Below are 26,528 nucleotides of genomic sequence, written 5' to 3'. Positions count from 1 at the left end.
TTAAACATTAACCATCAATTTGCTATACATGAAAACAGAGACAGATACTAATATATACCCAATGAGTTGAAAATAAACACTTTTCACATAATTTTTATAAATTTTTCTATGTTAAAAAAATTATAAATTAAGAAATCTACGGTTGTTTATGTAAATGATTCACTATCTACGAATTAAAAGTTTAATTTTTATAATATTGTGAAAAATATCACATTATATGTCGGTGTTCTCTTGAAAACAGAGCATTTTAGTATTATGCTCAAGATGTAATAAGAATTATTACATCACATTAAAGACTGATATTCATATTTTGCAGTCAAATTTATATTTAAGGGGTTTTTATTATGAAAGCAGCAGTATGGTATGGACAAAAGGATGTACGCGTTGAAGATCGCAAACCCAAAGCAATAAAAGACAATGAAGTTCAAGTTAAAGTCTCTTGGGCTGGTATCTGTGGTACTGATTTACATGAATATTTGGAAGGACCTATCTTTATTTCAACTGATCAACCGGACCCACTACTTGGTCAAACTGCACCTGTGACTCTAGGTCATGAATTTTCTGGTGTCGTAGAAAATGTTGGTAAAGACGTATCACGTTTTAAAAAAGGGGATCGTGTGGTAGTTAATCCAACAGTGTCTAAAAGAGAAAAGCCAGAAAATGTTGACTTATATGATGGTTATTCATTTATAGGACTAGGTTCTGATGGTGCGTTTGCCGAGTTTACCAATGCTCCTGAAACAAATGTTTATCATCTACCAGATAATGTTTCAGCGCGAGAAGGTGCGCTTGTAGAACCAACAGCAGTTGCTGTCCAAGCAGTTAAAGAAGGCGAATTATTATTCGGTGATACTGTAGCGGTATTTGGCGCTGGGCCAATAGGTTTGTTAACTATTGTTGCAGCAAAAGCTGCTGGTGCAAGTAAAATATTTGTCTTTGACTTATCAGAAGAACGTTTAGCGAAAGCTAAAAGTGTGGGTGCGACTCACGTGTATAACTCAGGTAACGTCGATCCAGTACAAACAGTTTATGAACATACTGACAACGGTGTAGATGTGTCATTTGAAGTTGCTGGTGTAGGTATTACTTTACAACAATCTATTGAAGTAACACGTCCACGTGGTACTGCTGTCATCGTATCAATCTTCGGTCATCCCGTAGAATTCAATCCATTATTACAAATGAATAAAGGTGTCAAGTTAACAACTACAATTGCTTATACACCAACTACATTCCAACAAACAATAGATTTAATCGCTAATGGTAGCTTAAATGTTAAAGATGTCGTAACAGATCAAATTGAATTAGAGAATATTGTTGAAAGTGGCTTCAATCAACTTGTAAACGATAAATCTCAAGCTAAAATTTTAGTCCGTTTAAATGGCGACCAAAAATAATTCTAAACAGAATATCGTTCATTTTATACGAAAGGTTGGGACATAATTCCTAGCAAAATAGCCAGTAAATGAGTTTTCATAATTTCATTTACTGGCTTCTTTATTTACAATACTTCGTATTGTTGGCTCGCTTTCTTAGGGGACAGCTTCAGCCTGTAGTCTTCAGCTTGTCCTGTTCCCTCAAGAGTCTCGCCAAAATACTTTGTGTTTATATGTAATTTTATATTAAAATACTTTGAAAAATAAGGCCCTTTCGTATAATTTAATAAATACCAATAAACAAAATTAACGAGGTGCTTTATGTATAAAGACTATAACATGACTCAACATACTCTACTAATGGAAACTTCAGTTCTTATCCCCACAAATAATATTTCACGACATGTAAATGATATTGTAGAAACAATTCCCGATACTGAATTCGATGAATTCAGACATCATCGTGGCTTAATATAAGAAAAGTAACAGCTCAACGAACTGAAAATAATCAAAAAAATTATAAAAAAGACAATTTCTATATTATTTCAATAGAAATTGTCTTTTTTTACTTATCCTGGGACTTTATGTCCCAACCTTTTTGTATATCTATTTATCGTTCATGCCCTTACCTTGTAATATAGCGTTAATATATTTATCAATACGATTATATCGCGTCTGACTACGTTTAGCCTGTGAGAAATAATATAAATATTGATGCTGACGTCCTGGCGTTAATTGGTAAAATGCTTCTTTTAAACGGGGGAACTCTTCAAATTTTTGTTGTAGCTCCTCAGGTACTTCATAATCTTCATTCTTTTTCATTGGAACATTTTTACCAGCTTTTTCAGTTTTAATTGCTTCATTCAAGTAGTATTTTATTTCATCTTTACGCTTTTCTATTTCTTCTAAACTGTTAAAACGTAATTGTCGTGCTGCCTGTACTCTTTCAGTTTGTTGAATTAATGTATGATACTTATCTTCAAGTATTGCTCCTTTTTGAAAAAGCAACGCTACATAACCTTTAAATCCATGTATTAGCACAACATTTTTATTGTTTATCGTATAACAAGGATGCAGCCATTTATAATTTTCTTCAAGTTCAGTTTCATTAAAAATTAAATTTCTCAAAAATTTATAACAATCTTGCCATTGGCTTTCTTTAGCTAAAAATTGCTCAACTTGCTCATTTTTTTGTTTATTCATTCATTACTACACCTCTTTTAATTAACATTACCTTTTCATATTATATATATGTTATTTATTGATATTTAATTAAACAATATTAATTGTATTATTACAAAAATTTAGTTTGACTAATGTTTTAACTAGCGTATAATTATAGCGTAATATTTTTGTTGATTATTCAACATATACAAAGGAGTAATTATGAAAAATAAAAGCAAATCAAAAAGTAATAAGATAAGCCTTTCTCAACTCGTCCTCCTTGGTCTTGGTTCATTAATAGGATCAGGTTGGTTATTTGGAGCGTGGGAGGCATCTTCAATGGCCGGTCCAGCCGCCATTATTTCCTGGGTTATCGGTTTCTTAGTAATTGGAACGATTGCCTATAACTATATTGAGATAGGAACTATGTTCCCTCAATCAGGCGGTATGAGTAACTATGCACAGTATACTCATGGCTCATTACTTGGTTTTATTGCAGCATGGGCGAACTGGGTATCATTAGTAACAATTATCCCTATTGAAGCTGTGTCTGCTGTTCAATATATGAGTTCTTGGCCATGGGATTGGGCTAAACCAATGGGATCTTTAATGAAGGATGGCTCAATCAGTACTTACGGTTTGATCGCTGTTTACATCATTATTGCAATCTTTTCATTATTAAACTATTGGTCAGTAAAATTATTAACATCATTTACAAGTTTAATTTCAGTATTCAAATTAGGTGTCCCTATTTTAACCATAATTATGTTAATGGTTTCCGGTTTTGATACAGGTAATTATGGACACTCTATCGGTACATTTATGCCTTACGGAAGTGCACCTATTTTTGCTGCAACAACAACATCTGGAATTATCTTCTCATTTAATGCATTCCAGACAATTATTAACATGGGATCAGAGATTAAGAATCCAGAGAAAAACATCGCACGTGGGATTGTTATTTCACTTACATTAAGTGCTATATTATATATTGTTTTACAAAGTACGTTCATTACATCAATGCCAAGTTCGATGTTGCATGAACATGGATGGAGCGGTATCAATTTCAATTCACCATTTGCAGATATGGCAATTTTATTAGGTCTTAACTGGTTAGCAATATTACTTTATATGGAAGCAGTTGTGTCACCGTTTGGTACTGGAGTTTCTTTTGTTGCCGTTACTGGACGTGTGTTACGCGCTATGGAAGAAAATGGACATATTCCTAAATTCTTAGGTAAAATCAATAAAAAGTATAATATCCCACGTGTTGCCATTGCATTTAATGCAATTATCAGTATGGTTATGGTGACATTGTTCCGCGACTGGGGTACACTAGCTGCAGTTATTTCTACTGCAACATTAGTTGCATATTTAACTGGTCCAACAACGGTTATTTCATTACGTAAAATGGCTCCAAAAATGACTCGTCCATTCAAAGCTAATATTTTAAAATTTATGGCACCTTTATCCTTTGTTTTAGCATCATTAGCTATCTATTGGGCAATGTGGCCAACGACAGCAGAAGTTATTTTAATTATTATTTTAGGTTTACCTATTTATTTCTTCTATGAATATAAAATGAATTGGAAGAATACTAAAAAACAAATTGGCGGAAGCTTATGGATTATTATCTACCTTATTGTTCTCGCATTCTTATCATTTATTGGAAGTAAAGAGTTCAAAGGCTTAAATTGGATTCACTATCCATGGGATTTCTTAGTCATTGTAATCGTTGCTTTAATCTTCTATCAACTTGGTACGACAAGTTACTTTGAAAGTATCTATTTCAAACGTGCAAACAAGTTGAATAAAAAAATGGGCGACAAATTGCGTAAAACACGAAAAAAAGCGCGTCATAAAGATTGGAAAGAACGCGATAGACAAGAACAAAATCAATAAGACGACAGCTTATAGAATATAAAATATTTATAATAAAAGCTTGGGACTATTATCATTGTCTCAAGCTTTTTAATATACCAGTAATTATGAATTAAATTCAAAAGTTCATATAATTCTATCTGATATCATTCGTTAAATATTCAGTTATACACTTAAAATCATTTTTACTTCGTTTGTAAATTTAATTTTCTAACACATTATTCAAGTCAATCATCAACAGTTCTTTTCACTTTGTTACTTGGTCACATTTCATCTAAATATTATTTTTCATGTTATAGTTAAGCTACGACTTTATATGTAAAGGTGTGTTCAAACATGGTTCAAGTCAAGATAGGTAACTGTACCATCAATGGCTTACACAAAAAGAATATTGATGTATTCTTAGGTATCCCGTATGCCAAACCATTCAATAAGATATCTCGATTCCAACATTCAAAGCTTATGGAACTAAGCAAACCAATGATTGATGCAACTCATATTCAATCCATCCCACCACAACCCTACAATTTACTTGAAGACTTTTTTTCGACGACAGATTCATCGTTTAATTCTTTTAAACAAAATGATTATTGCCTGTTTTTAAATATTTGGAAACCATCATCCAATCAAAATCATTTACCTGTAGTGATTTACTTTTATGGTGGTAGTTTTCTTCAAGGACATGGTACAGCTGAACTATATTGTCCTGAACACATAGTAGAACAAGAAAATATAATAGTAGTTACTTTTAATTATCGCTTAGGTGCACTCGGCTACCTAGATTGGTCTTATTTTAATCAACATTTGAACTATAATAATGGGATTTCTGATCAAATTAACGTTTTAAAATGGGTACATCAATATATCGAACATTTTGGCGGTAATCCAAATAACGTGACACTAATAGGTCAATCTGCGGGTAGTATGAGTATCATGACATTAATGCAAATGCCCGAACTTGATGATTATTATCATAAAGTAATGTTATTAAGTGGAACGTTAACAACTGATACACCACTCAATGCACATACTAAAGTACAACATTTTTCACAACTCATGAGACATTATTTTCCTAATAAAACACTTAAGACACTTACCAGTGATGACATTTTATATCTAATGGAGTCTCAAAAAATAGAGCGCGGAAGATCTCGTGGACTTGATTTGATTTATCAACCTATTAAAGATCATCATATGTCACGATCCATTAAAAAATTTTCCAAGCCGACATTCATGAGTTATACACACGATGAAGGTGATATTTATATTGAAGACGCAACACGCACCTTACCTTCTGAACGTTTTATTCACTTGATGACTCAATATGGTGCACACGTTGAAAAAATGGATGTCATTACAATGAAACAACAAAGAAATTTAATAACAGAGTATTGTTTTGTTCGTCCGACTTATCTATTTTTAAATCAAATGAATAGTTGCGACACTTGGCTAGCACGTTTTGATTGGCATCAACCCCATACCTCCTACTTTAAAAGTGCATATCATATATTGGATTTAGTATTTTGGTTTGGTCACCTCTCTATTTTGACTAAAAATCATTATTCTGTAACCCAACATGATATGAATTTAAGTCGTAACATGATATCTGACTTAGCTTATTTTGCCCGAAAAGGTAGGATGCCATGGAAATGTTATGAACCTCATCATCAAACGTTACATATCTATAAATAAAGACTGGAAAAAGCACTGATAACATACACGAATCTAATACCATAAAGATACTTCTATATGCTATCGTGCAAACCTTTTCCAGTCATAAATTTTTAGCATAGTGTCTATTTTTTAAAGTGAATACAATGATAAGACTAATTAAACCTATCAATGCACTAGTATAAGTAACATATTCCACTGATAAATGTGTCATAACGAGTCCACCTACGATTCCGCCAACGCCAATACCGGCATTGAGACTCGACATATTCCAACTCATCACTTGGCTTGTATCACCTTCGACGTGTTCAATAATACCGCTTTGAATAGCTGGATTTGTACTCCATTGCATTAAATTCCACATAAATAAGCCGACTAATAATAATCCTGTTCCTGGTAATAATAAATTAAGAATTATCATCATTATTATAAATATTGAAATCGAAATTATTAACCAACGCTTACTAGTAAACTTATCAGATAAAACACCGCCTAATGAAGTACCAATCACACCTGCTACACCATTAACAAGCAGTGCTAAAGACACAAAAGACATTTCATGTCCATTGGATAAAATTAATGGATTAATAAACACGAATGTTACAGAATTAGCAACCAATACTAAAAATGTAATCATCAGATATTTAATAACCTCACGAGGTCTTATGACGCTTGAGCCAGTGTGTGATTCAATACTAGCTGAACGAAGTGTTTGATTAAGATGTGACAATTCATCTTCTTTTGGTAGATATATTAACATCAAAATACCAACAAATACACTTACAACAATAATAAATAAAAATGTAAATCGCCATCCTACCCAGTCGCCAATCACTGTACCGATGGGAACACCAAAGACATTCGCCCCACTAAAACCTGTATAAACAATGCCAATCATTTTACCTCTGTTTTTTGCTGATGTGAGCATCGCCGTGAGTGCTAAAACTTTCACAATAATGAGTGAAGCTGCGGCAGAAGATAAAATACGTCCTACAACTATTATTGCAAAATGAGGCGCAATGGCAATCATACCATTCCCGAAGATAAAGATAATTAACGTCCATAATAATACTGATCGCGAAGCAAACCGATGAGTCAATTTCACTAATAACGGACCACATATCGCAAAGGTAAGCGCGTACAACGTCACCAGTTGCCCGACCACCGCTTCAGAAACATGAAGATCTTGACTCATTAAATTCATAATACCTGCAACCATCATCTCAACCATACCTACGATAAAAACACTTAATATAAATGTTGTTGTGCGTGCGACAGTCATAATATCTAGATGCCCCTTTCAAAGTAATGACGTAACTATTGATTTTGACTAAAATAAAACAGCTACAAACTTATCATTGTTTATAACTGTTTTATTATATAATATTTAAAGCTGTACTGTGTAGATTAACAACGATATTTAACTACTTTATCTTGTGCGTTGCGTTCTAGCAATGAGTTGATGACGAGCATTAAAGAACTGGCCGTAACTCATATACGTTGCAATGAGTGCAGACATAATCGTCGCTGTTGTATGAATAAACACGACAAGCAATTGAAATTTAATTGCTTGAAGTGGGTCAACGCCTCCGATAATCAATCCTGTCATCATACCTGGAATTGAAACTAAACCATATGTTTTTACAGAATCAATTGTAGGAACAATCGCTAAGCGTATACTTTCTCTAATAGATGATTTTGATGCGAGCTTAGGTGTCGCTGCTAACGTAAGTTTGGATTCAATATCAGAAACATCTTGAACAAATGCTCTTTCTAAATTCTGATAAGCGAGATTAATCGCGATTAAACCATTATTAGCTAACATACCTCCAATTGGAATCACTTCATTCGCTGTAAATTTAATTGCACCTGTAGCAACAGTTGCCGCCAATGGTAGTGCTGTTCCTACAAATATAGCCACAAATGATATCCAAAAGACATGATGCATGACAGGTGAAGCACGACTTATTGTATTCCAAGATGCATTAATAATAATAACTAACACACAAAGCACTAATAACCATTTTTCATTAATTTCGAAAATATAATGTAATAAAAAACCTAAAATCAATAATTGTATGGTTGCTCTAATTGTAGCAATAACTAAATCTTTGATAATATGTAATCCTTCTTTATAAGAAATAAAGATAGGGATTAGTAATAAAAGTGCTGTCAGACAAAGTGCTGTATTACTCATTACCATTCAACTCCTCATCACTCGATATCTTACCGTCAGTAATTGTGATTCTACGCTTAAAATGACGCATACTTTGGTCATCACTATGCGTAATCCACAAAATGGCAATCCCTTTATCCGCTAGTTTAAATATAATTTCTTCAATTTTCTTTTTATTATGTGTATCTAAAGCGCTAGTAGCTTCGTCCAATAATAAAACTTCAGGTTCATACATGAGTTGTCGTGCGATGGTAATACGTTGTTGCTCTCCCCCAGACATGTGCTCAAATTGAGCATCTAACTGATAATTACCTAGTCCCACTTGAGAGATGAGGTGTTTCGCTTTATCACGGTCAAAAGCTTCACTTCTAGCCTCAGCAGGAAATTTCATATTATCTTCAATTGTATAACCAATTAACTCACTTTGTTGCATTAAATAACTCACACGTGTTCTTATCTCTTCCGGCTTATAATCAAAGTAAGATTGATCATTCAAATATAAATCTCCACTCGTAGGACTAATTAAATGATTCAATTGTTTGAGTAAAGTACTCTTACCGCTTCCAGAAGGACCTACAATAGCAATCGTGTCTCCTTTATTAATATTCAAATTAATATCATCTAAGATTGTACGATTATCAACCTTGTATGTAAGATGTTCAACCTTAAGTAGCAATTTAAACACATCCTTATATCGACATTACTAAACTCTATTCCCTATTTTGACTATTTTATTATTATTAAATTTAAGTTTGTACCTGTTAAATTATAGTACTCAATCACTCACTTATATTATAGATGTATATACACTTATAAATGCAACCACACTTAAAATCATATGCATTAGTATAGCAACTGCTAAATTTCTACCACTAAAATGATATGCGCTTACTAATCCTATAGCTATAATTAAGTAGGGCCCTATTTCAAAAGGCGACTTTGCTTGCGTGCAGTGAAGATAAGCAAAAATAATTACAGATACAATGTTCATTAATCCATATGTCAATTTTTTCCCTAATTCATGGATTAATATATGTCTCATTAGTAACTCTTCAATGAAAGGTGTGAGTATTGTAATATCTAAAAACAAAAACGGTAACATCCATTTATGAGTAAACATCTTATTAATTTCCATTTGATTTACAGTTTCATCATACTGAAATTTTACTGGTAATGAATATATTACATTATCGTAGATATCACTCATTAAAAAAATAAAACTTAAACAAATCACTATAAGAGCTACATGTTTTTTTAATTCCTTAATCCTTGCAATTGCTATAGGTATAATAGATTTTCTATGCATTAAATAGAATGATAAAAGAATAATTATTTCCCCGACTAATGTTGTTAAAGAGGTTATATCTAAAAAAAGTATATCCGTCTCTTTTTTAGTTAAATTGATACCCACAAATGATAAAATTTTAATGAGGGTATGCCCCATAAGTAAAGGGATTAATATATAAAATATGTAATATAATGGAACAAGCAAAAAGTCTTTTTTAATTATTTTTCTTGTTGTGAACGTGTTATCCTTCATTAGATACTCCTTTAATTCATCAATGACATAACTAATTTTTCTATGTTAATAATTTTTATCTGAACTAGTTTATTTGAGAGTGTTGGGTTCTAATATGAAGTAATAGTTTACTTAAACGCAATCCTATAAGTAGAAGCACTGTTCAAAATGCTATTAAATTTGTAATCATATGCAAAGCAATTGGTACTGCTAAATTACGGTGGCTAAAATGGTAACCTATAACAAATACGACTGCTGCAATAAAGTAAGGTCATGCTTCAAATGGTGAAACTGCATCGGTACAATGAAAATATGTAAATCCCACTACTGACACAATATACATCAAACCATAAGTTAATTTTTTACCTAGTTCATGAATGATTAAATGACGAAATAAAAGTTCTTCAATGATTGGTGTAAAAATAACAATATCTATAAATAGTATGGGTGTTATCCACGTATGTGTAAATAACTCTTCAATTCCCTCTTCATTAACTGTCTCATAATATTGATACTGTTCAGGTAAAAAATCAATTGAATATTCCCAAAGACTTGTAAAAATCTCTGTACTTAACGCACAAATAATAAGTAAAGGTATATATTTTTTTAATTCTTTAATTTTAGTCATTGCAGTCGTTATCATCGTTCTTTTATGTAATAAATAAAAAATAAGAATAACAATTGCCTCTCCGACAAACGCATATACAGTACTTGCATCATTATAAAAGCTATTTAAATAATCTTCAGATAAATAACCATTAACTATAGCTAATATCCACGTTGTAATATTAGCGAACAAATCAGGTAAAATAAAAATTGCCAAAATATATAGAGGAACAAGCAAAAAATCCCTTTTGACTATTTTCTTTAATTTAAATTTTCCCTCAACGGTAGTTTGAGTTTGACAATAACAATGTTGTACTTCCTTTGACATAATAAACTCCTATTTCGAACTTTTCTTCTTAAAAGTTGGTATACTTACTTAAAATTTCTATAAAAAGGATACATTGCAAAATCACTTGAAATATATAAGCGACAATTAAATTATCCCGCGATTTAATATATAGTATTGTAGCTGCTGAAGCAATAACGATATATGGAAGAATTTCAAAAATCGATGCCATGTCGTAAACATGTACGATCGTTTCAATAACAATAGACAAACCAATTACAAATTGTCTATTCCATACTTTTCCTAATTCATGGATGATGAGATATCTATAAATGATTTGTTCTACCATTGGACGTAAGAATACCATGGATATAAAAGTAACTAACAACACATAAGGTGATTTAAATAGTCCTAATGTACGTTGTTCGTATTGCGTGAGATGATAACTTAAATGATTAGGTAATGCTGTTCCAATCACCCGAACTATAAGTAATAATAAATATACGACAATCGCAACTATTACAATTTTAATTATTTTATTCTTTGCAACTATCCATTGTTGCTTCATCACATCATTTATTACAGATTGATGCATTTTATAAAAGATAACTAATATTAGACCTTGAGCAATCACAAAACTTAAACTCAATGAAAAATGATACAACCATTGTGGTGGTGCCTGTTGTGTTATCATTGCAGTGATCCCTAATGAGCCGAAAACAACAATGATTGGTACGATACTTTGTAATAAAATATAAGCTGGTATTAATATAAAATTTCTTTTTAAAACTGTCCTACTGTCTGATAAATGATACGGTCGACCTTGTTTCTCTGAAGATTGTTTAATATCCATATTGTCCCTCTTCTCGCATAAAACATATATTTTTATCTTAATATAGCCGTACAATAATTTTAATGTTTTTCTATTAGACTTTCATTGTAAAACGCATACATTGTTGTATCATAATATTGAAAACGTTTTTAGGGGGTATTGTTTATGTCAGTTTTAACTGTCATGCAATTCATAGTCAATATTATCATCATGATTGTGTTATTAACGATTATGATTCTTGGGGTTATTTGGTTATTTAAAGACAAAGGTCAAAATCAACACAGTGTACTAAGAAATTTTCCTGTTTTGGGTCGAATACGTTATATTTCTGAAAAAATCGGTCCCGAATTAAGACAATATTTCTTCGCAAACGATAATGAAGGAAAACCTTTTTCACGAAGTGATTATAAAAATATTGTTTTAGCTGGAAAATATAAATCACGAATGACTAGTTTCGGTACAGGTAAGGATTATGAAGAAGGGTTTTATATTCAGAATACGATGTTTCCACTTCAAGCAACTGAATTACATATCGATCATACTGAATTCATTTCTACATTCTTATATCATATTGAGAATGAGCGCCTATTTAGTAGAGAGGAACACAGAAAAAGCGCTCAGATTGATCCGTTTTTCTTAACTGATGAACATGCAGTAATATTAGGCTCTAACCTTAAGCATCCCTTTAAAATTAAACGATTAGTTGGTCAATCTGGGATGAGTTATGGCGCTCTAGGTAAAAATGCAATTACTGCGCTGTCAAAAGGATTAGCTAAAGCTGGTACTTGGATGAATACAGGTGAAGGCGGACTATCTGAATATCATTTAAAAGGCAATGGCGATATCATTTATCAAATAGGTCCAGGACTCTTTGGTGTCAGAGATCATGATGGTAATTTTAATAAAGATATGTTTATCAATCTTGCTGAACACGACAATGTACGTGCCTTTGAAATCAAGTTAGCACAAGGCGCTAAAACACGTGGTGGACATATGGAAGGCAACAAAGTCACAGAAGAGATTGCACGCATTAGAAATGTGAAACCATATGAAACTATTAATTCACCTAATCGTTTTGATTTTATTAAAAATCCAACAGATTTACTGAATTTCGTTAATCGATTACAATCAATAGGTCAAAAACCGGTAGGCTGTAAAATTGTTGTTAGTAAAGTTGAAGAAATAGAGACGTTAGTTAAAACAATGGTAGAGATAGACATCTATCCAAGCTTTATCACTGTTGACGGTGGCGAAGGTGGTACAGGCGCTACCTTCCAAGAGCTTGAAGATGGTGTAGGTTTACCATTATTTACAGCACTTCCTATCGTTTCAAGTATGTTAGAAAAGTATGGTATAAGAGATAAAGTTAAAATTTTTGCGTCTGGCAAATTAGTGACTCCAGATAAAATCGCAATTGCATTAGGATTAGGTGCAGATCTCGTCAATATTGCTAGAGGGATGATGATAAGTGTAGGATGCATCATGAGCCAACAATGTCATTTAAATACATGCCCAGTCGGAGTAGCAACAACCGATCCTAAAAAAGAAAAAGGACTTATTGTTGATGAAAAACAATACCGTGTTACAAATTATGTTACAAGTTTGCATGAAGGATTATTTAACATCGCTGCAGCTGTAGGTGTTCATAGTCCAACGGAGATTACTTCCGATCATATTATCTATAGACAATTAGATGGCACTACAACGTCCATTCAGGATTATAAACTTAAATTAATTTCTTAAATCACAACATCGAAAAGGAGCGAGACAGAATGCTGTCTCGCTCCTTTTCAATTTAATTATCTTCATTCATTTTACTTTTATCTTTTAAACCATTACGTTTGAGTTGTTTAACAACCCTATCCATACTCACATGGTCACCTTTTTTGGCGTCGGATGATATGAAACCTAAATTTTTCTTAAGCTGATCGATATCCGCCTCTTTATAATCAATATCGATATGTTCGATGGCCTTTCGATCTTTAAAATCAACTTTATATGTGACACCTTCTATCCCTTTAAAGGCTTGCTCATCATTTTTAAACATTTGTTTCGCTTCATCTTTAGTAATGCCTAAATCATCATATTTAACTGTTGCTATAGTAGATTGTTTGAGAACTTCATCATCTTTGTATGTCAAAGATGTAATCACTTGCTTTCCGTTGACTTCGCCTTCATAAGTTTTTGTGCGTTCTTTCCCACATGCTGAAAGAGATACAGCACTTATCACTATTACTACTAAAAGCGATATGACTTTTTTCATAGTAGTCGCCTTCTCTCATCTTTAATCATGTTAATTATATCATCTTTAATTTGAATATGTTACTTATATGAAGATAAATATCTTTTTATTTCGAAAATTTAAACATCTATAAACATGGGATTCAGAATTTCACTACTTAGAATGTTATACTACTTTTAAAGACTTATTAATGGAGGAATGACTATGCCAGAATCTAAAGCATTACTTAAATCTTTAACAGATGTTAATGGCATTTCTGGACATGAAATGCAAGTTAAATCGTTGATGAAAGATTATTTAACACCTGTCAGCGATGAGATTGTTGAAGACCGATTAGGAGGTATTTTTGGTAAAAAGAATGCTACTCATGGAACTAAATCTTTAATGATTTCCGGTCATTTAGATGAAATTGGCTTTATCGTTACACAAATTGATGAACAAGGATACATTTATTTCACGCCCATTGGTGGCTGGTGGAATCAAGTCATGTTATCTCAAAAAGTGACGATTACAACTGAAAGTGGTAAAGAGATACGTGGAATTATTGGTTCTAAACCGCCACATGCCCTTTCACCAGAAGAGCGTAAAAAGCCTGTTGATATTAAAAATATGTATATCGATATTGGTGTAGGTAGTAAAGAAGAAGCGAAAGAAGCAGGAATTGAATTAGGTAATATGATTACACCTTATAGCGAATTCGAATCGCTAGCCAATGATAAATACTTAACAGCTAAAGCGTTCGATAATCGATATGGATGCGCACTTGCTGTTGACGTACTTCAACAACTTAAAGATGAAAACATAGATATCAATCTATATGCCGGTGCAACTGTACAAGAGGAAGTAGGTTTACGTGGTGCTAAAGTTGCAGCAAATTTGATTAAACCTGATTTAGCAATCGCTGTGGACGTCGGGGTTGCATACGATGTTCCAGGTATGACGAGTGAAAAAAATGAAGGTAAGTTGGGTGATGGCCCGTTAGCAATATTAATGGATGCCACTAGTATCGCTCACGATGGTTTGCGCAAACATATTAAAGACGTTGCTGAGCATCATAATATTCCTGTACAGTGGGCAACAACACCTGGTGGTGGTACAGATGCAGGTAGCATTCATGTAGCCAATGAAGGTATCCCAACAATTACAATCGGCGTGCCATTAAGATACATGCACTCTAATGTATCTGTGCTCAACATTGATGATTATACAAATTCAGTGCGCTTAATTACTGAGATTGTTCGCTCATTAAATGATGACAGTTATCAAGCACTTATGTGGTAAATGAAGGAGGCATATCATGTTTTCTACTGGTAATAAAGCTAAAAAGACTATATTTGGAGCTATGACTTGTTCAAAATGTGGTAAGACACTCAATAATGATGAAAACATTACCATTAAAATCAATACTAAAGAATTAAAAGGTTATACTCACTTATCAAGTTGGGCTGATGCACAGTATAAATTGTGTGAAATCTGCTCAGAATAATCATTACCAGAGCACAAATGAATTAAGTTAACATTCATATTAGAATTTACTGCCACATCTCAATAACAAAAATTAAATTTGTTAAAATGCTTTAATAAAAATAAAATTTATTTCTGTGATTACCCGACAATATATTAAAACATGCCTGAGACAAGAAATGATGTCTTAGGCATGCTTTATTTTCAATAATTTTATTTAGTAGAGTTTTTCCAACTTTCATCACTTAGCATTTCTCCAGGCCATGTATAAGCCATCACGCCACCATCGATACGAATAGTTTCACCAGTTATAAATGAGCTATCATCAGAAGCTAAAAATGCTACAAGTTTCCCGACTTCATCCGGTGTTCCTAGTCGACCTAATGGTGTTACCCATTTTTGATTTTCTCGGAATGTTTGTCCGGCCTCTTCATCTGATGTACCTGCTAAATTATCAACAAGTGGTGTTTCGATTGTTCCAGGTGCTATGGCATTAGCACGAATATTTTCACGTCCATATTCTATAGCGATAGATTTTGTGAAATTAATGACACCGCCCTTTGCAGCATTATACCCTGAACGGTATAAATCGGCAGCTTGTCCAGAGAATGAAGCTGTATTAATAATAGAACCACCTTGTTTCATCATTAAAGGTAATAAAAATTTAGTTACTAAAAACGTTCCTCTCATATCAACAGCCATAATTTTATCAAACACTTCAACTGGATACTCATGAATACGTCCGGCGCCATTATCTACACCCGCATTATTAAAAATAACATCTACATGTCCAAAGTCTTGTGCTATTTTTTCTGAGAATTGTTTGACTTGTTTATCATCTGAAATATCTACGCGATATGCAGTTGCTTTCCCACCATTATCATTAATAGACTGTACAGTTTCTTCTAATTGATCTGATATATCAAGCGCTAACACATGTGCACCTTCTTTTGCTAACGCCACGGCTGATGCTTTCCCAATACCAGTACTCGCACCAGTAATCACTGCGATTTTGTTTTCTAAACGTTCCATCCAAAGTCACTCTCCTATCACTTGTACATACTTAATACAATTAAGTATCATGTTAGTTTAATTTTTCCACGATGTGAATCAACTTAAACAGTGATAAGAATAAGACGAACGAAGAATGAATAGCTGAGTTAAGCTATACACTTATATACTATTCCTTTTACTAAAATTATATTTTTAAAAATTATAATTACTAATCAATCATCTTAAATATTTCAGAAAAATTAACTGTAAGTTCTTTTCAATTTATCTATATCATGTACAATAAAATTAAATAAGGATTATTTTAAACGCATTGTTTGAATAATAGGAGGCACACATGGAAGAAAGAATTGGTTTGATAGACATTGGTTCCAACACGATTCGACTTGTTATATTTGGCTATAATAAAAATACTGGGCTCAATGAAATACTGAATATAAAAACACCTGCACGATTAAGTCAATATCTCACTAAGTCCAATGAAATGAATGATGAAGGTATTCATGTTTTAAAAGAGACATTAAGCAGTTTTAGAAAAGTTGCGGATAAATTTAACGTTGATGCATTATATCCCATCGCAACAGCTGCTATTCGTCAATCTAAAAATCGTGAAGCCATCATTAAAGAAATTAAACAAGATATTCATATCGAAATTCAAATTGTACCTGAAGAAGATGAAGCATTTTACGGTTACTATGCGATTACACATACTACCGATATTGAAAATGGAATTTCTGTCGATATCGGTGGCGGTTCTACCGAAGTTACCCTTTTCAAAGATAAGCAACTTAAAGAGTCTCACAGCTTTCCATTCGGCGTGGTATCACTTAAGCGTCAGTTTTTTGGTGATAAAGAACATAATGACAAAACAGCCATTAAAAATATGGAACAGTTTTTACGTGAGCAATTTAGTCAGCTAGACTGGCTATCCAATCAACATATTGCGCTTGTAGGAGTAGGTGGTTCTGCACGTAATGTTGCACGCATTCATCAATCAGCACATGCATACCCTATCGGTGGCGTTCATAACTATACGATGACTTCGAAAGATATTAATAATGTTTATGATTTAATCTGTAAAAGTTCTCGCGATGAACTAACAAATCTAGACGGTTTAAGTCGCGACCGCGTCGATATTATTCTGCCGGCTATCTCCGTCTTTAAAACGCTTTTCAAAAAAATTGACGCCACACAATTCACCTTCTCAAGAAAAGGGATTCGTGAAGGGTTTATTATGAACCACATTAGCAAACGATATCCTGATGAGTTTAATAAAAGTCACGTACGTAAAGATGCATTACGTCATTTAGCTAACGAATATCATATTGAAGAAACGAGTGCTAATCGTCGTGTGAAATTAGCGCAATCCTTATTGAATCAAATATTAAGTGAACGATCACTTAATATTTCAGAAATAGAAAAAGAATTATTTATTGAAGGTGCCTACATCTATTACCTAGGTAGTTTCATTGATTCAGACTCAAGTTCACCACATACGTATTACTTAATCGCAAATTCAATGATTAACGGCTTTTCACATAAAGATCGTGTGAAATTAGCTTTGTTAGCTAGTTTTAAAAACAAATCTTTACTTAAATTTTATTGCAAAGAAACACAGTGGTTTAGTAATAAAGAAATAGATACAATACAAGCTTTAGGGGGGATTATTAAATTTGCAAACACCTTGAATATCTCACATACTAGTTTTGTAGAGGAAGTTAAACTAAAAGCAAAGAAAGATGACAAATACGATTTAATAGTTTATTACAAAGGATCACCTATTGCAGAAGAATACCAAGCAAATCGTCAGAAAAAGCATATTGAGAAAATTTTAAAAGGTAAGGTTTCTATTATATTTACAAAATCTTAAAATTATTATGATATTTTAGATTGGTGCATAATAAAGATTAATTAATGAGGTGTATGTATAGTATGCAAACTCGATTGGGAGAAAAAGATATTAATTTACCACAGTATTACAACAATAGGGAGTTAAGTTGGCTAGATTTTAACTACAGAGTATTACAGGAATCATATGATAAAAATAATCCGTTGCTTGAAAAACTTAACTTTATTTCGATCTTCAGTTCAAATTTAGATGAATTCTTTATGGTTCGAGTGGCTGGGTTAAAAGACCAAGTCAAAATGGGATATGACAAACCTGAAAACAAAGCACAAATGACGCCTCAAGAACAACTTGATGCTATTAAAATTAAAAATACAGACTATGTGAACACTCAATATCAACGTTATAACGAATTAATTAAAGAATTAGCCAATTACGATATTGAGATGGTAAAACCTGAAGACTTATCAGATGCATTGATAGAAAAATTAGAACAAGAGTTCAAGTTAAGTGTCTTGCCGACACTGACTCCATTAGGTATTGATGCGTATCATCCATTTCCAAAGTTAAATAATAAAAGTTTAAATATTTTTGTTGATATCGATACGGAAGATGCCATTAATTCAGCTATCGTTCAAATTCCTTCATTAATTCCACGCTTTTTAACTTTAAATGAGGGTACAAAACAATACGTTGTCATGGTCGAAGATGTGATTACGTATTTCATCAATTATCTATTTACAGGATACGAAGTACTAAATACTTTTACTTTCCGAATAACACGTAATGCAGATTTAACCATTCATGAAGATGGTGCTGAGGATTTGCTTATAGAAATTGAACGTTTCTTAAAAGAACGTAAGAGTGGTTCCGCTGTACGTTTAGAATTAGATTGTCGCACTTCTGAAAAAGAGAATGTAGAATGGTTAATCGATCAATTAGAAATTGAAGATAATGATATTTATTATTTAGATGGGCCACTGGATTTAACATTCTTATTTGGATTGGTTGATCATCTATCTCATAAGCTCAAATATTTAACGTATGAGAAATATACCCCTCAACCACCTAGATCATTAGGTAACAAGAATATCTATCAATTATCATTAGAAAGAGATATATTCTTCCACCATCCGTATGAATCTTTTGAACCAATAGTTGACTTTATTCGACAAGCAGCAGATGATCCAAATACAATCGCTATCAAACAAACCTTATATCGAGTGAGTAAGGATTCGCCGATTATTAACAGCTTAAAAGAAGCTGCTGAAAACGGCAAGCAAGTAACGGTGCTCGTAGAATTAAAAGCACGCTTTGATGAAGAAAATAACGTACATTGGGCACGTATGCTTGAAGATGCTGGCTGTCACGTTATTTATGGTATGACACATTTAAAAACGCACAGTAAAATTGCGTTAGTCGTTAAACGCATCAATAATGAACTGACGTCATTTGTTCATTTAGGTACAGGTAACTATAACGATAAAACTGCTAAATTATACACAGATATGGGTATCATCACGACAAATAAAGATATCGCTGAGGATGCAATTAACTTCTTTAATTACTTGAGTGGTTACTCAACAAAACCAGAATACAATAAATTGATTGTAGCACCATACGATATTCGAGACGTTTTCATTGATCGTATCGATAAAGAGATACGTAGTCATTTACAACATGGTAATGGTAAAATTATGATGAAAATGAACTCTTTAACCGATAAAACGATTATTGAAAAGCTCTTCGAAGCATCTCAAGCAGGCGTTAAAATACAACTCATCATTCGTGGTATCTGTTGTCTCAAACCAGGCATTCCGGGTATTAGCGAAAATATAGAGGTTGTTAGTATAGTGGGTCGTTTGCTTGAACATTCACGTATTTACTATTTCCATAATAATGGTGAGGCGCATATTTATTTATCTTCAGCAGACGTTATGACACGTAATATGATTAAACGTGTCGAAATATTATTCCCTGTCGAAGATAAATCAATAGGACAACGATTAGTTAATTATATGAATTTACAATTATCTGACAACCAAAAAGGTCGTTACCAAGATGCACAGGGCGTTTATCATTACGTCGAAAACAATTCATCACCTTTAAACTCTCAATCTTACTTGATGCAAGAAGCAATTAAGTATGGAGAAGAACTAAAAAAACAATCGGTACAACCTTCAGGACAACCCGTTCATTCTAGACGTGGTGGTAGTTGGATGCGAAAATTAAAAAACACATTTAAAAGATAAACTCACCTTGACAATTGTATTTTATATGAAATGAACACGAAAATAATAAATATCTTTTTATAACTATTCAACTTGTTATTCTTTATAATAATTAAGAGGTACAGAACACATCACTTTAACTCAACATTTTGAGAGTATAAAAGTCGTTCATGTACCTCTTTTTTATCTATGATGATTTATAGGATTGTGGGTGTGCATACCACTCTTTTAAAAATGTATATAAAACATCACTATATTGTGCTAATTCCTTTGCTTTTATTTTCTCATCTACGCTATGTGCTTCTTCTAAACTACCTGGGCCATATAGTATTGTGGGAATGCCAAAATGTGCTGTCCAACCTCCATCAGTTACAGTTGTACTCATACCATGTTCAAGCTTTTTATTATGAATATATTCATGTGCTTTTTCTAATTGCTTAAAACCTGGATGATGTGTCGGCACAGTGAAACTTGGGAAGATTTCTCCTTTATCCTCAATCATGGATGTACCACCCCATTCAAATTCAAGTGGATTCTCTCTGAGCCATACATCTGCTTCTGCAACCTTATTTAAATATTCCTCTATTTCATCAACTACAGATTCATAACTTTCGTTCGGTAAGTAATGAACAGTAATCCATAATCGACATTCATCTGCAATAAATGCAGGATGACGTCCACCTTCTATGACAGCTGGGTTAATTGTATTCGCACCTGGCGGCATTCCAGGGCTCTTCTTCATGACAGCCCAATGTCTTTCAAGTTCATTAAGCGATTGAATCACCTTTGTCATTTTTTCAATGGCACTTGCACCAAACAAGCCCCCACCAGCATGTATCGTTTGACTACGCGCACCATCATGTATTGTATTCTTACTTTTAACTGTAATCCATCCAGTAATCACACCACCTTGCCCAAGTGCTTGATTCTCACTCGTATCTAAGACAAGAGCTAAGTCACCTTTAGGTCCTATTTCACACGCACGTTTAGTTCCCGCTTCACCTACTTCTTCACCGACTACTGATTGAACAATAATATCACCTTCTGGACGTACACCCTCTTGATGTAATTGTTCCAAGACGTAGAATAATGAAGACATACCACCTTTCATATCGCTAACGCCACGACCGTATAGCCATTCATCTTTGTTGGTAAGTTTAAAAGGTGGATACTGCCAATATTGATCATTATCTACAGAAGCTACATCAACATGCCCATTCAATATCAGTTTTGGCGCTTGAGGATTGTGTCCTTTTAAGGTTGCTACTATCACACTATCATTGTCATATAACTGTTCTCTTTGTATTGAAAAATCCAGTTGTTTAAGTAACGTTTCGATTTCATCTTGCAATGGATCTGTATTACGTCCAGGTGGACTTTCAGTATTAAATTTAACTAGCATATCTAAAATTTCAAATTGACGTTTATCCAATTGATATCCCATCCTTTGTATAAAGTGGTTGAATTCAAACGTAACAATTTAAGTGTAACATGAAACAAAAATGCTATTTTAAATAGAGAAATGTCATCATTTAAACAGGTCTTATCGTTACTTCATTAACATTAACGTGACTAGGTTGTGTTAAAGCATATACTACAGCATCAGCAATGTTCTGTGCTTCAAGTTTTTTGCGTTCCCCAAAATCAGTCCCTTCCGTCATAGGGGTATCAACCATTCCTGGTGAAATACTAGTCACTTTAACACCTGTACGTGCTAATTCTTTTTCAAGAGACTGTGTGATTGCATGTATTGCTGCTTTTGTCGCACCATAAACGGCATTCGTCTTTGTTGGTTCAAATCCTGATACTGATGCAAGATTGATGATATGCCCACTAGATTGTTTTAACAAATAAGGCAATGTTGCTTGTAAAACATGGAGTGTACCTTTAATATTTACATCTATCATAGTATCCCACTGCTCAACATTATAGTCTGTAATTTTAGATGATAAACTTTGACCTGCGCTATTCACAACAATATCGATATGACCGAAATGGTCTATTACAGCTTTTAACATATCATCTATGTTCGATTTTACAGTGACATCCGCTGAAACAACTTTAGCTGGGTTATTTAGTTGCTGGGCTATTTCGTTTAAGTGTTGTTCGTTACGACCAACCAGAACTATTGATGCACCTTGTTGACTTAACTTTTTGGCAATCGCCTCTCCTATACCGCTACTCGCACCTGTAACGACTGCAACTTTCTCTTTTAATTTTGTCATACATCACTACTCCTTATCATAGAATTATTTTGAATATCTTTATCATAACGTTTTGTTAGAAAATAGGACATTAATGTGATTTATAGATCAACTTTAAATAAAAGGAATTAAACATATATTTAATTATAAAAAATCATTTTATATTTAGTCATTTTCATTATAAAGTAAACATAGTAACTAAAGAATAAAAGTCAAATTTTAGGAGGAACAGTAATGTCGTTTTATGAACGGGTATTAAAACTAAGTGAAAATAATCATCGTACTGCTTTTGAATTTCGTTTTGAAGAATTATTTTCAGAGGAAGAATGGTGCGCATTATCGCTAGCAGAACGTCAGGAACAAGAAAAAGCATTTAGATGCGAAGTGAACAAGCGAGACGATATACGTATACCATTTTCAAGTGAAAACGATGCTAAAAATAAGTTATTTAATATTGTTTATGCTTACAATTCCGTAAAAAAGAACTTTAAACAGGCTGAACATTCTAGAAATCCTAGAGGTCGAAACGTTTAATAATTATCAAGACAGCTTGCATTGTAATGATTAAAATATGTTGGGAAATGAAAGATTCGATGTGATCATAGGATATTTCGTGTGAGACCATGTGACACATTAAAAGAAATGAAAGTCATCGTTGAATCAAAGATTAAAAATGAAGACCATAACTCACAGGGGTAGTAAGTTACGGTCTTCTAACACATTAATTAAGATTTTAGGGGTATATAGAGTGTCAATTTTGCCCTCAATTACTCTTTGAGAGCAAGCGAGTTCAACATTGTGGGAGTTCGTCAAAAATCAACTTGTAACGAGGGCTTTGCGCTCTAAACTATAATAGTATAATCTTTCAGCATCAATATATGGGATAGAATCAATCGTCAAATAACCATCCTTGATGTCTCCAACCAACCCTTGGTTAACGCCTGTGTTTACATAGATGTCATAACTACTTACATCGGAGAAGATCAATTCTTCTATAGCATTTCTCATAGTCATCACCTCAATAATTTACTCTTTCCTTACACTTCATATACTACATCATTTTATGTAAATTAAAAGTATTTTGTGATACATTTCACAAAAGTATCACTTATTTTTACTAATAGTCAAAATTCATAAATAATAATTTTAGTATAAGTAATTAAGTAATATATCTATAAATATCATCTCGAATGGACGTATTCATTGATAAATGCATAGTAACCACGCTATTTCCATTAGGCATATAATCTTGCTTCTCAGTTCCTTTAATATATTTGGCTTTACCTAAATAGTAGAAATATTTCCCTTCATCATCTCTTTTTTTCACAAATATATACATATCTGTATTATTTTCTTCATGCTTTAAAATATTTTGTACTTCTGGTGAAGTTAATTTACGATTAGACCGCGTGTACCATTTCAATTCGTCTTGGCTCAAAAATTCATCGTCATACTTAGTATTATCGCTGATATTCTCATGTTTATCATAAGTGATAAATAAAGGAAGTGTACGATGTTTCATACGATAACCATTAATTGTTCCTGATTCATCTTTATCCCAGTTTAATAACTTAACAAAATCTTCCCTAGAATATTTGTTATATAGAATTAAACTGTTTTTCTTATTTTGATATTTATCATTATTATAATTAGCAAGATCAATTAAATCATGAACAAATGTGTTAAACAGTGATTTATTTAAAGCCTCTTTAAATTCATTTCCTAGACAAATAAGATTATCCTTATATTGTATTAAAGGCAATCCATAAGTTTTACCTATAGTCTTTTTGAAAAAAGTAAAATCTAAAATACTCAATGAAGTGTTAATATCATATTCAGAAATATCGTTATTAATGTTTAACATTTTTTTTGTTAAATTTTCATAAGTTACGTCATTTTGTATAACTTCTTTCAATACATCAATATCTACTTTTTTAAGTCCAGGTGCTAATTGTCTTGATAAAAATGTTAAATTTTTAAATTCATTAATACTTAATTCATTCTCAATAATTTTATTTTTTATTAAAAACTCATAATAATTTTTAAAACGTGAGAAAATCACACTCGGATCTATCGAATCGTTATTTATAAAGTCCATAAGTAAAGGTAATTTACCTATTCGGTCTTTTAAATTGTTAAAAGCTTCTTTAATTAGTTTTGGTTGATTTAATTTAACAGAATCTAGCGAATTATAGATTTTATTTTTAGCTACTTCTTCAAAATTTATTGTTGAAACACCGTTTAAAACCGTAGTATCTGTTAAGAATTTTCTATAATTATCCTTATTTTGAGATTTATTCCCAGATAAGGCTATTGGGATCATATAGTTAGTTTTATAATTGCCAATAAAATCTATAACAGTAACGAATTCTTTATTATTACTTTTCCTTAATCCTCTACCAAGCTGTTGAATAAATATAATACTGGATTTGGTAGGTCTTAACATTACAACTTGATTTATTTCAGGAATATCAATTCCTTCGTTAAACAAATCAACAGTAATTATATAATTAATAGATCCTTCTTTTAGTTGTTTAATTGTTTCAGTTCTATAAGCTATAGAATCTTTTCCTGTCAAACCAACCGATGATATACCACGTTTACTTAATTGGTTTGCTAATTGATACGCCTCCTTCCTACTACTAACAAATATTAATCCCTTTAAAACGTCACCTGAATAACCATAATAATTAGTCTTTTTTATGATATGTTCAACACGCTCATTAGATGCTAAATATTTTAGATTAAATGCATCTTCTTGACTCATTTCATTTTGAATATAATCTGTAACTCCAAAATAATGAAAAGGACATAAAATATTACTCTCTAAAGCCTCTTGTAAACGAATTTCATAAGCAATATTGTAATTAAATAATTCAAAAATATTTAATTCATCTGTTCTTTCAGGTGTTGCAGTCATTCCTAGCAAAAAGTTAGGTTTAAAATAATTAAATATTTTCTGATAACTAGATGCAGCAGTTCGATGCGCCTCGTCAAAAACGATATAGTCAAAATGATTAGAGTTAAACAATTTATAATTTTCCTTTTTAGAAAGTGTTTGAATTGTTGCAAAAAGGAATTTAGCATCATGATCTTTTCGTTTTCCTGTTAATAATCCAAAATCACTTTCATCCTCATATGGAAATACTTTCTTAAATTCTTCTATAGCTCTATTTAATATACCTTCATTATGAACAATAAATAGAAATTTATCTGGAGAATAAGCCCTTACATCAAGTGCGCATAAAATAGTTTTTCCGGTTCCTGTCGCAGAAATAATTAACCCCTTTTCTTCTCCCACATTTCTCAAAGACTCTAATGACTTTAATGCGTGTTCTTGCATTAAATTGGGTTTTATAAGTTTTGATTCATTAAACTTTTTAATATCTGAATTTTGAACGGCAGTGTTATCAAATACTTTTTGCAATGATTGATATTCAAAAGACTGTTTATATTCCTTTATCCATTCATCAGTTAAAGAAAAGCTAGAATCCCAAAGTTCATCAAACTTATATTTAATATTGTTAACAAGATCTCCATTTTTATGAGTAGATAAAAATAAATTATGTTCATAATTCAATTTCAATGCATTAGAAGTTAAATTCGAACTCCCTATAATAAAGGAAGTATGATTATGATGTTCAAATATGTATCCCTTAGCATGGAACCCCTCAATGTTTGTTAATTTAACCTCTACATTCTCTATTTTTAATAATTCCTCAAACATTTTCGGACTATTAAAACCTAAGTAATTTGATGTTATTATCCTTCCTTTTACGCCTTTCTTACTTAAATCATAAAAATGTGATTTTAGACTTGCCAAACCACTTTCTGTTATAAATGCAACCGAAATACAAAAAGATTGGCAATTGTGCAGCTGATCTATAATAGTAGAAAGAACATTTTCCTCTTTGTTATTTACTAGTAATCTTGGAACAAAATTACCTTTATGGGAACTATCTTTATCTATAAACCCTTTATATAAAGATTGCTTAATATCTTGTATCAAATTACTCAAT

22 protein-coding genes and 1 pseudogene are annotated in these 26,528 nt (G+C 32.3%); 10 read left to right on the top strand and 13 right to left on the bottom strand.

Features of this window, described 5'->3' with window-relative positions; all coding sequences use genetic code 11:
• The first annotated feature begins 344 nt into the window (after positions 1-344).
• Both NST35_RS02305 and NST35_RS02300 read left to right on the top strand, forming a co-directional pair.
• Positions 345-1,397 (top strand): 2,3-butanediol dehydrogenase, encoded by a 1,053-nt coding sequence (locus tag NST35_RS02305; RefSeq protein ID WP_002458159.1) that lies wholly within the window; start codon positions 345-347, stop codon positions 1,395-1,397.
• Positions 1,398-1,715: 318 nt separating this feature from the next.
• Positions 1,716-1,853, top strand: coding sequence for a hypothetical protein (locus NST35_RS02300; RefSeq protein ID WP_162158355.1), 138 nt, complete (start codon positions 1,716-1,718; stop codon positions 1,851-1,853).
• Positions 1,854-1,982: 129 nt separating this feature from the next.
• Here the strand turns inward: NST35_RS02300 and NST35_RS02295 are convergent, their stop codons facing one another.
• Complete coding sequence (locus NST35_RS02295; RefSeq protein ID WP_002458161.1) at positions 1,983-2,579, bottom strand: YdeI/OmpD-associated family protein; 597 nt, start codon at positions 2,577-2,579, stop codon at positions 1,983-1,985.
• A gap of 183 nt (positions 2,580-2,762) precedes the next feature.
• Between NST35_RS02295 and NST35_RS02290 the strand changes: the two genes are divergently transcribed.
• Positions 2,763-4,442: an APC family permease gene (locus NST35_RS02290; protein ID WP_002458162.1), complete on the top strand. Its 1,680-nt coding sequence runs from the start codon at positions 2,763-2,765 to the stop codon at positions 4,440-4,442.
• A 315-nt stretch (positions 4,443-4,757) separates the two neighbouring features.
• A complete protein-coding gene (locus NST35_RS02285) occupies positions 4,758-6,113 on the top strand; it encodes a carboxylesterase family protein (protein ID WP_002458163.1) in 1,356 nt (451 codons plus the stop codon).
• Positions 6,114-6,195: 82 nt separating this feature from the next.
• Here NST35_RS02285 and NST35_RS02280 read toward each other — a convergent pair whose 3' ends face one another.
• The 6 genes and pseudogenes from NST35_RS02280 to lnsB all read right to left on the bottom strand — a co-directional run bounded on the left by NST35_RS02280 (position 6,196) and on the right by lnsB (position 11,532).
• Positions 6,196-7,374 (bottom strand): MFS transporter, encoded by a 1,179-nt coding sequence (locus tag NST35_RS02280; protein WP_002458164.1) that lies wholly within the window; start codon positions 7,372-7,374, stop codon positions 6,196-6,198.
• Between the two features lie 147 nt (positions 7,375-7,521).
• A complete protein-coding gene (locus NST35_RS02275; RefSeq protein ID WP_340747245.1) occupies positions 7,522-8,289 on the bottom strand; it encodes an ABC transporter permease in 768 nt (255 codons plus the stop codon).
• Positions 8,282-8,944 carry an ABC transporter ATP-binding protein gene (locus NST35_RS02270; protein ID WP_002458166.1) on the bottom strand — a complete coding sequence of 221 codons (663 nt, stop codon included), beginning with the start codon at positions 8,942-8,944 and terminating at the stop codon, positions 8,282-8,284. Before NST35_RS02270 ends, NST35_RS02275 begins: the two co-directional genes overlap by 8 nt.
• A gap of 111 nt (positions 8,945-9,055) precedes the next feature.
• A complete protein-coding gene (locus tag NST35_RS02265; protein WP_002458167.1) occupies positions 9,056-9,808 on the bottom strand; it encodes a CPBP family intramembrane glutamic endopeptidase in 753 nt (250 codons plus the stop codon).
• Between the two features lie 142 nt (positions 9,809-9,950).
• A pseudogene (locus NST35_RS02260) lies at positions 9,951-10,415 on the bottom strand (lysostaphin resistance A-like protein).
• 334 nt (positions 10,416-10,749) lie between these two features.
• A complete protein-coding gene (lnsB, locus tag NST35_RS02255; protein WP_002458169.1) occupies positions 10,750-11,532 on the bottom strand; it encodes a CPBP family lipoprotein N-acylation protein LnsB in 783 nt (260 codons plus the stop codon).
• A 144-nt stretch (positions 11,533-11,676) separates the two neighbouring features.
• Between lnsB and NST35_RS02250 the strand changes: the two genes are divergently transcribed.
• A complete protein-coding gene (locus NST35_RS02250; RefSeq protein ID WP_002458170.1) occupies positions 11,677-13,254 on the top strand; it encodes an FMN-binding glutamate synthase family protein in 1,578 nt (525 codons plus the stop codon).
• Positions 13,255-13,306: 52 nt separating this feature from the next.
• Here the strand turns inward: NST35_RS02250 and NST35_RS02245 are convergent, their stop codons facing one another.
• Entirely contained in the window at positions 13,307-13,774 is a 468-nt protein-coding gene (locus NST35_RS02245; RefSeq protein ID WP_002458171.1) for a YehR family lipoprotein, read from the bottom strand.
• 183 nt (positions 13,775-13,957) lie between these two features.
• Here NST35_RS02245 and NST35_RS02240 point away from each other — a divergent pair, with 183 nt between their 5' ends.
• Together NST35_RS02240 and NST35_RS02235 are read left to right on the top strand one after the other, a co-directional pair.
• Positions 13,958-15,034 (top strand): M42 family metallopeptidase, encoded by a 1,077-nt coding sequence (locus tag NST35_RS02240; RefSeq protein WP_002458172.1) that lies wholly within the window; start codon positions 13,958-13,960, stop codon positions 15,032-15,034.
• Positions 15,035-15,050: 16 nt separating this feature from the next.
• Positions 15,051-15,239 carry a hypothetical protein gene (locus tag NST35_RS02235; protein ID WP_002447149.1) on the top strand — a complete coding sequence of 63 codons (189 nt, stop codon included), beginning with the start codon at positions 15,051-15,053 and terminating at the stop codon, positions 15,237-15,239.
• A gap of 191 nt (positions 15,240-15,430) precedes the next feature.
• Here the strand turns inward: NST35_RS02235 and NST35_RS02230 are convergent, their stop codons facing one another.
• A complete protein-coding gene (locus tag NST35_RS02230; protein ID WP_002447148.1) occupies positions 15,431-16,249 on the bottom strand; it encodes an SDR family oxidoreductase in 819 nt (272 codons plus the stop codon).
• Between the two features lie 316 nt (positions 16,250-16,565).
• On the opposite strand from NST35_RS02230, the gene ppx reads away from it, so the two are divergent.
• Positions 16,566-18,098 (top strand): exopolyphosphatase, encoded by a 1,533-nt coding sequence (ppx, locus tag NST35_RS02225; protein WP_002458173.1) that lies wholly within the window; start codon positions 16,566-16,568, stop codon positions 18,096-18,098.
• Between the two features lie 62 nt (positions 18,099-18,160).
• Positions 18,161-20,326: an RNA degradosome polyphosphate kinase gene (locus NST35_RS02220; protein WP_002458174.1), complete on the top strand. Its 2,166-nt coding sequence runs from the start codon at positions 18,161-18,163 to the stop codon at positions 20,324-20,326.
• A 166-nt stretch (positions 20,327-20,492) separates the two neighbouring features.
• Here NST35_RS02220 and NST35_RS02215 read toward each other — a convergent pair whose 3' ends face one another.
• A complete protein-coding gene (locus NST35_RS02215; RefSeq protein WP_080034539.1) occupies positions 20,493-21,749 on the bottom strand; it encodes an acetylornithine deacetylase in 1,257 nt (418 codons plus the stop codon).
• Positions 21,750-21,837: 88 nt separating this feature from the next.
• Complete coding sequence (locus NST35_RS02210) at positions 21,838-22,530, bottom strand: SDR family oxidoreductase (RefSeq protein WP_340747244.1); 693 nt, start codon at positions 22,528-22,530, stop codon at positions 21,838-21,840.
• Positions 22,531-22,743: 213 nt separating this feature from the next.
• Here NST35_RS02210 and NST35_RS02205 point away from each other — a divergent pair, with 213 nt between their 5' ends.
• Positions 22,744-23,043: a DUF1413 domain-containing protein gene (locus NST35_RS02205; protein ID WP_002458177.1), complete on the top strand. Its 300-nt coding sequence runs from the start codon at positions 22,744-22,746 to the stop codon at positions 23,041-23,043.
• A gap of 282 nt (positions 23,044-23,325) precedes the next feature.
• On the opposite strand, the gene NST35_RS02200 is transcribed toward NST35_RS02205, so the two are convergent.
• On the bottom strand, positions 23,326-23,517 hold the full coding sequence (locus NST35_RS02200; protein ID WP_001831457.1) for a hypothetical protein: 192 nt from the start codon (positions 23,515-23,517) through the stop codon (positions 23,326-23,328).
• Between the two features lie 151 nt (positions 23,518-23,668).
• Positions 23,669-26,527: a DUF3427 domain-containing protein gene (locus tag NST35_RS02195; protein ID WP_002458178.1), complete on the bottom strand. Its 2,859-nt coding sequence runs from the start codon at positions 26,525-26,527 to the stop codon at positions 23,669-23,671.
• Between the last annotated feature and the right edge of the window lies 1 nt (position 26,528).

It is taken from the genome of Staphylococcus sp. FSL W8-0304 (genome assembly GCF_038006565.1).
Taxonomy (GTDB): domain Bacteria; phylum Bacillota; class Bacilli; order Staphylococcales; family Staphylococcaceae; genus Staphylococcus; species Staphylococcus epidermidis.
This window is presented reverse-complemented; position numbering and strand designations above follow the sequence as displayed.

Bases quoted from the DNA above. Each gene is read 5' to 3' on its own strand.
- NST35_RS02305 (WP_002458159.1), top strand. From the start codon at position 345: ATGAAAGCAGCAGTATGGTATGGACAAAAGGATGTACGCGTTGAAGAT.
- NST35_RS02200 (WP_001831457.1), bottom strand. From the start codon at position 23,517: ATGAGAAATGCTATAGAAGAATTGATCTTCTCCGATGTAAGTAGTTAT.
- NST35_RS02235 (WP_002447149.1), top strand. From the start codon at position 15,051: ATGTTTTCTACTGGTAATAAAGCTAAAAAGACTATATTTGGAGCTATG.
- NST35_RS02290 (WP_002458162.1), top strand. From the start codon at position 2,763: ATGAAAAATAAAAGCAAATCAAAAAGTAATAAGATAAGCCTTTCTCAA.
- NST35_RS02215 (WP_080034539.1), bottom strand. From the start codon at position 21,749: ATGGGATATCAATTGGATAAACGTCAATTTGAAATTTTAGATATGCTA.
- NST35_RS02240 (WP_002458172.1), top strand. From the start codon at position 13,958: ATGCCAGAATCTAAAGCATTACTTAAATCTTTAACAGATGTTAATGGC.
- NST35_RS02250 (WP_002458170.1), top strand. From the start codon at position 11,677: ATGTCAGTTTTAACTGTCATGCAATTCATAGTCAATATTATCATCATG.
- NST35_RS02205 (WP_002458177.1), top strand. From the start codon at position 22,744: ATGTCGTTTTATGAACGGGTATTAAAACTAAGTGAAAATAATCATCGT.
- ppx (WP_002458173.1), top strand. From the start codon at position 16,566: ATGGAAGAAAGAATTGGTTTGATAGACATTGGTTCCAACACGATTCGA.
- NST35_RS02210 (WP_340747244.1), bottom strand. From the start codon at position 22,530: ATGACAAAATTAAAAGAGAAAGTTGCAGTCGTTACAGGTGCGAGTAGC.
- lnsB (WP_002458169.1), bottom strand. From the start codon at position 11,532: ATGGATATTAAACAATCTTCAGAGAAACAAGGTCGACCGTATCATTTA.
- NST35_RS02245 (WP_002458171.1), bottom strand. From the start codon at position 13,774: ATGAAAAAAGTCATATCGCTTTTAGTAGTAATAGTGATAAGTGCTGTA.
- NST35_RS02280 (WP_002458164.1), bottom strand. From the start codon at position 7,374: ATGACTGTCGCACGCACAACAACATTTATATTAAGTGTTTTTATCGTA.
- NST35_RS02265 (WP_002458167.1), bottom strand. From the start codon at position 9,808: ATGAAGGATAACACGTTCACAACAAGAAAAATAATTAAAAAAGACTTT.
- NST35_RS02285 (WP_002458163.1), top strand. From the start codon at position 4,758: ATGGTTCAAGTCAAGATAGGTAACTGTACCATCAATGGCTTACACAAA.
- NST35_RS02300 (WP_162158355.1), top strand. From the start codon at position 1,716: ATGACTCAACATACTCTACTAATGGAAACTTCAGTTCTTATCCCCACA.
- NST35_RS02220 (WP_002458174.1), top strand. From the start codon at position 18,161: ATGCAAACTCGATTGGGAGAAAAAGATATTAATTTACCACAGTATTAC.
- NST35_RS02275 (WP_340747245.1), bottom strand. From the start codon at position 8,289: ATGAGTAATACAGCACTTTGTCTGACAGCACTTTTATTACTAATCCCT.
- NST35_RS02230 (WP_002447148.1), bottom strand. From the start codon at position 16,249: ATGGAACGTTTAGAAAACAAAATCGCAGTGATTACTGGTGCGAGTACT.
- NST35_RS02295 (WP_002458161.1), bottom strand. From the start codon at position 2,579: ATGAATAAACAAAAAAATGAGCAAGTTGAGCAATTTTTAGCTAAAGAA.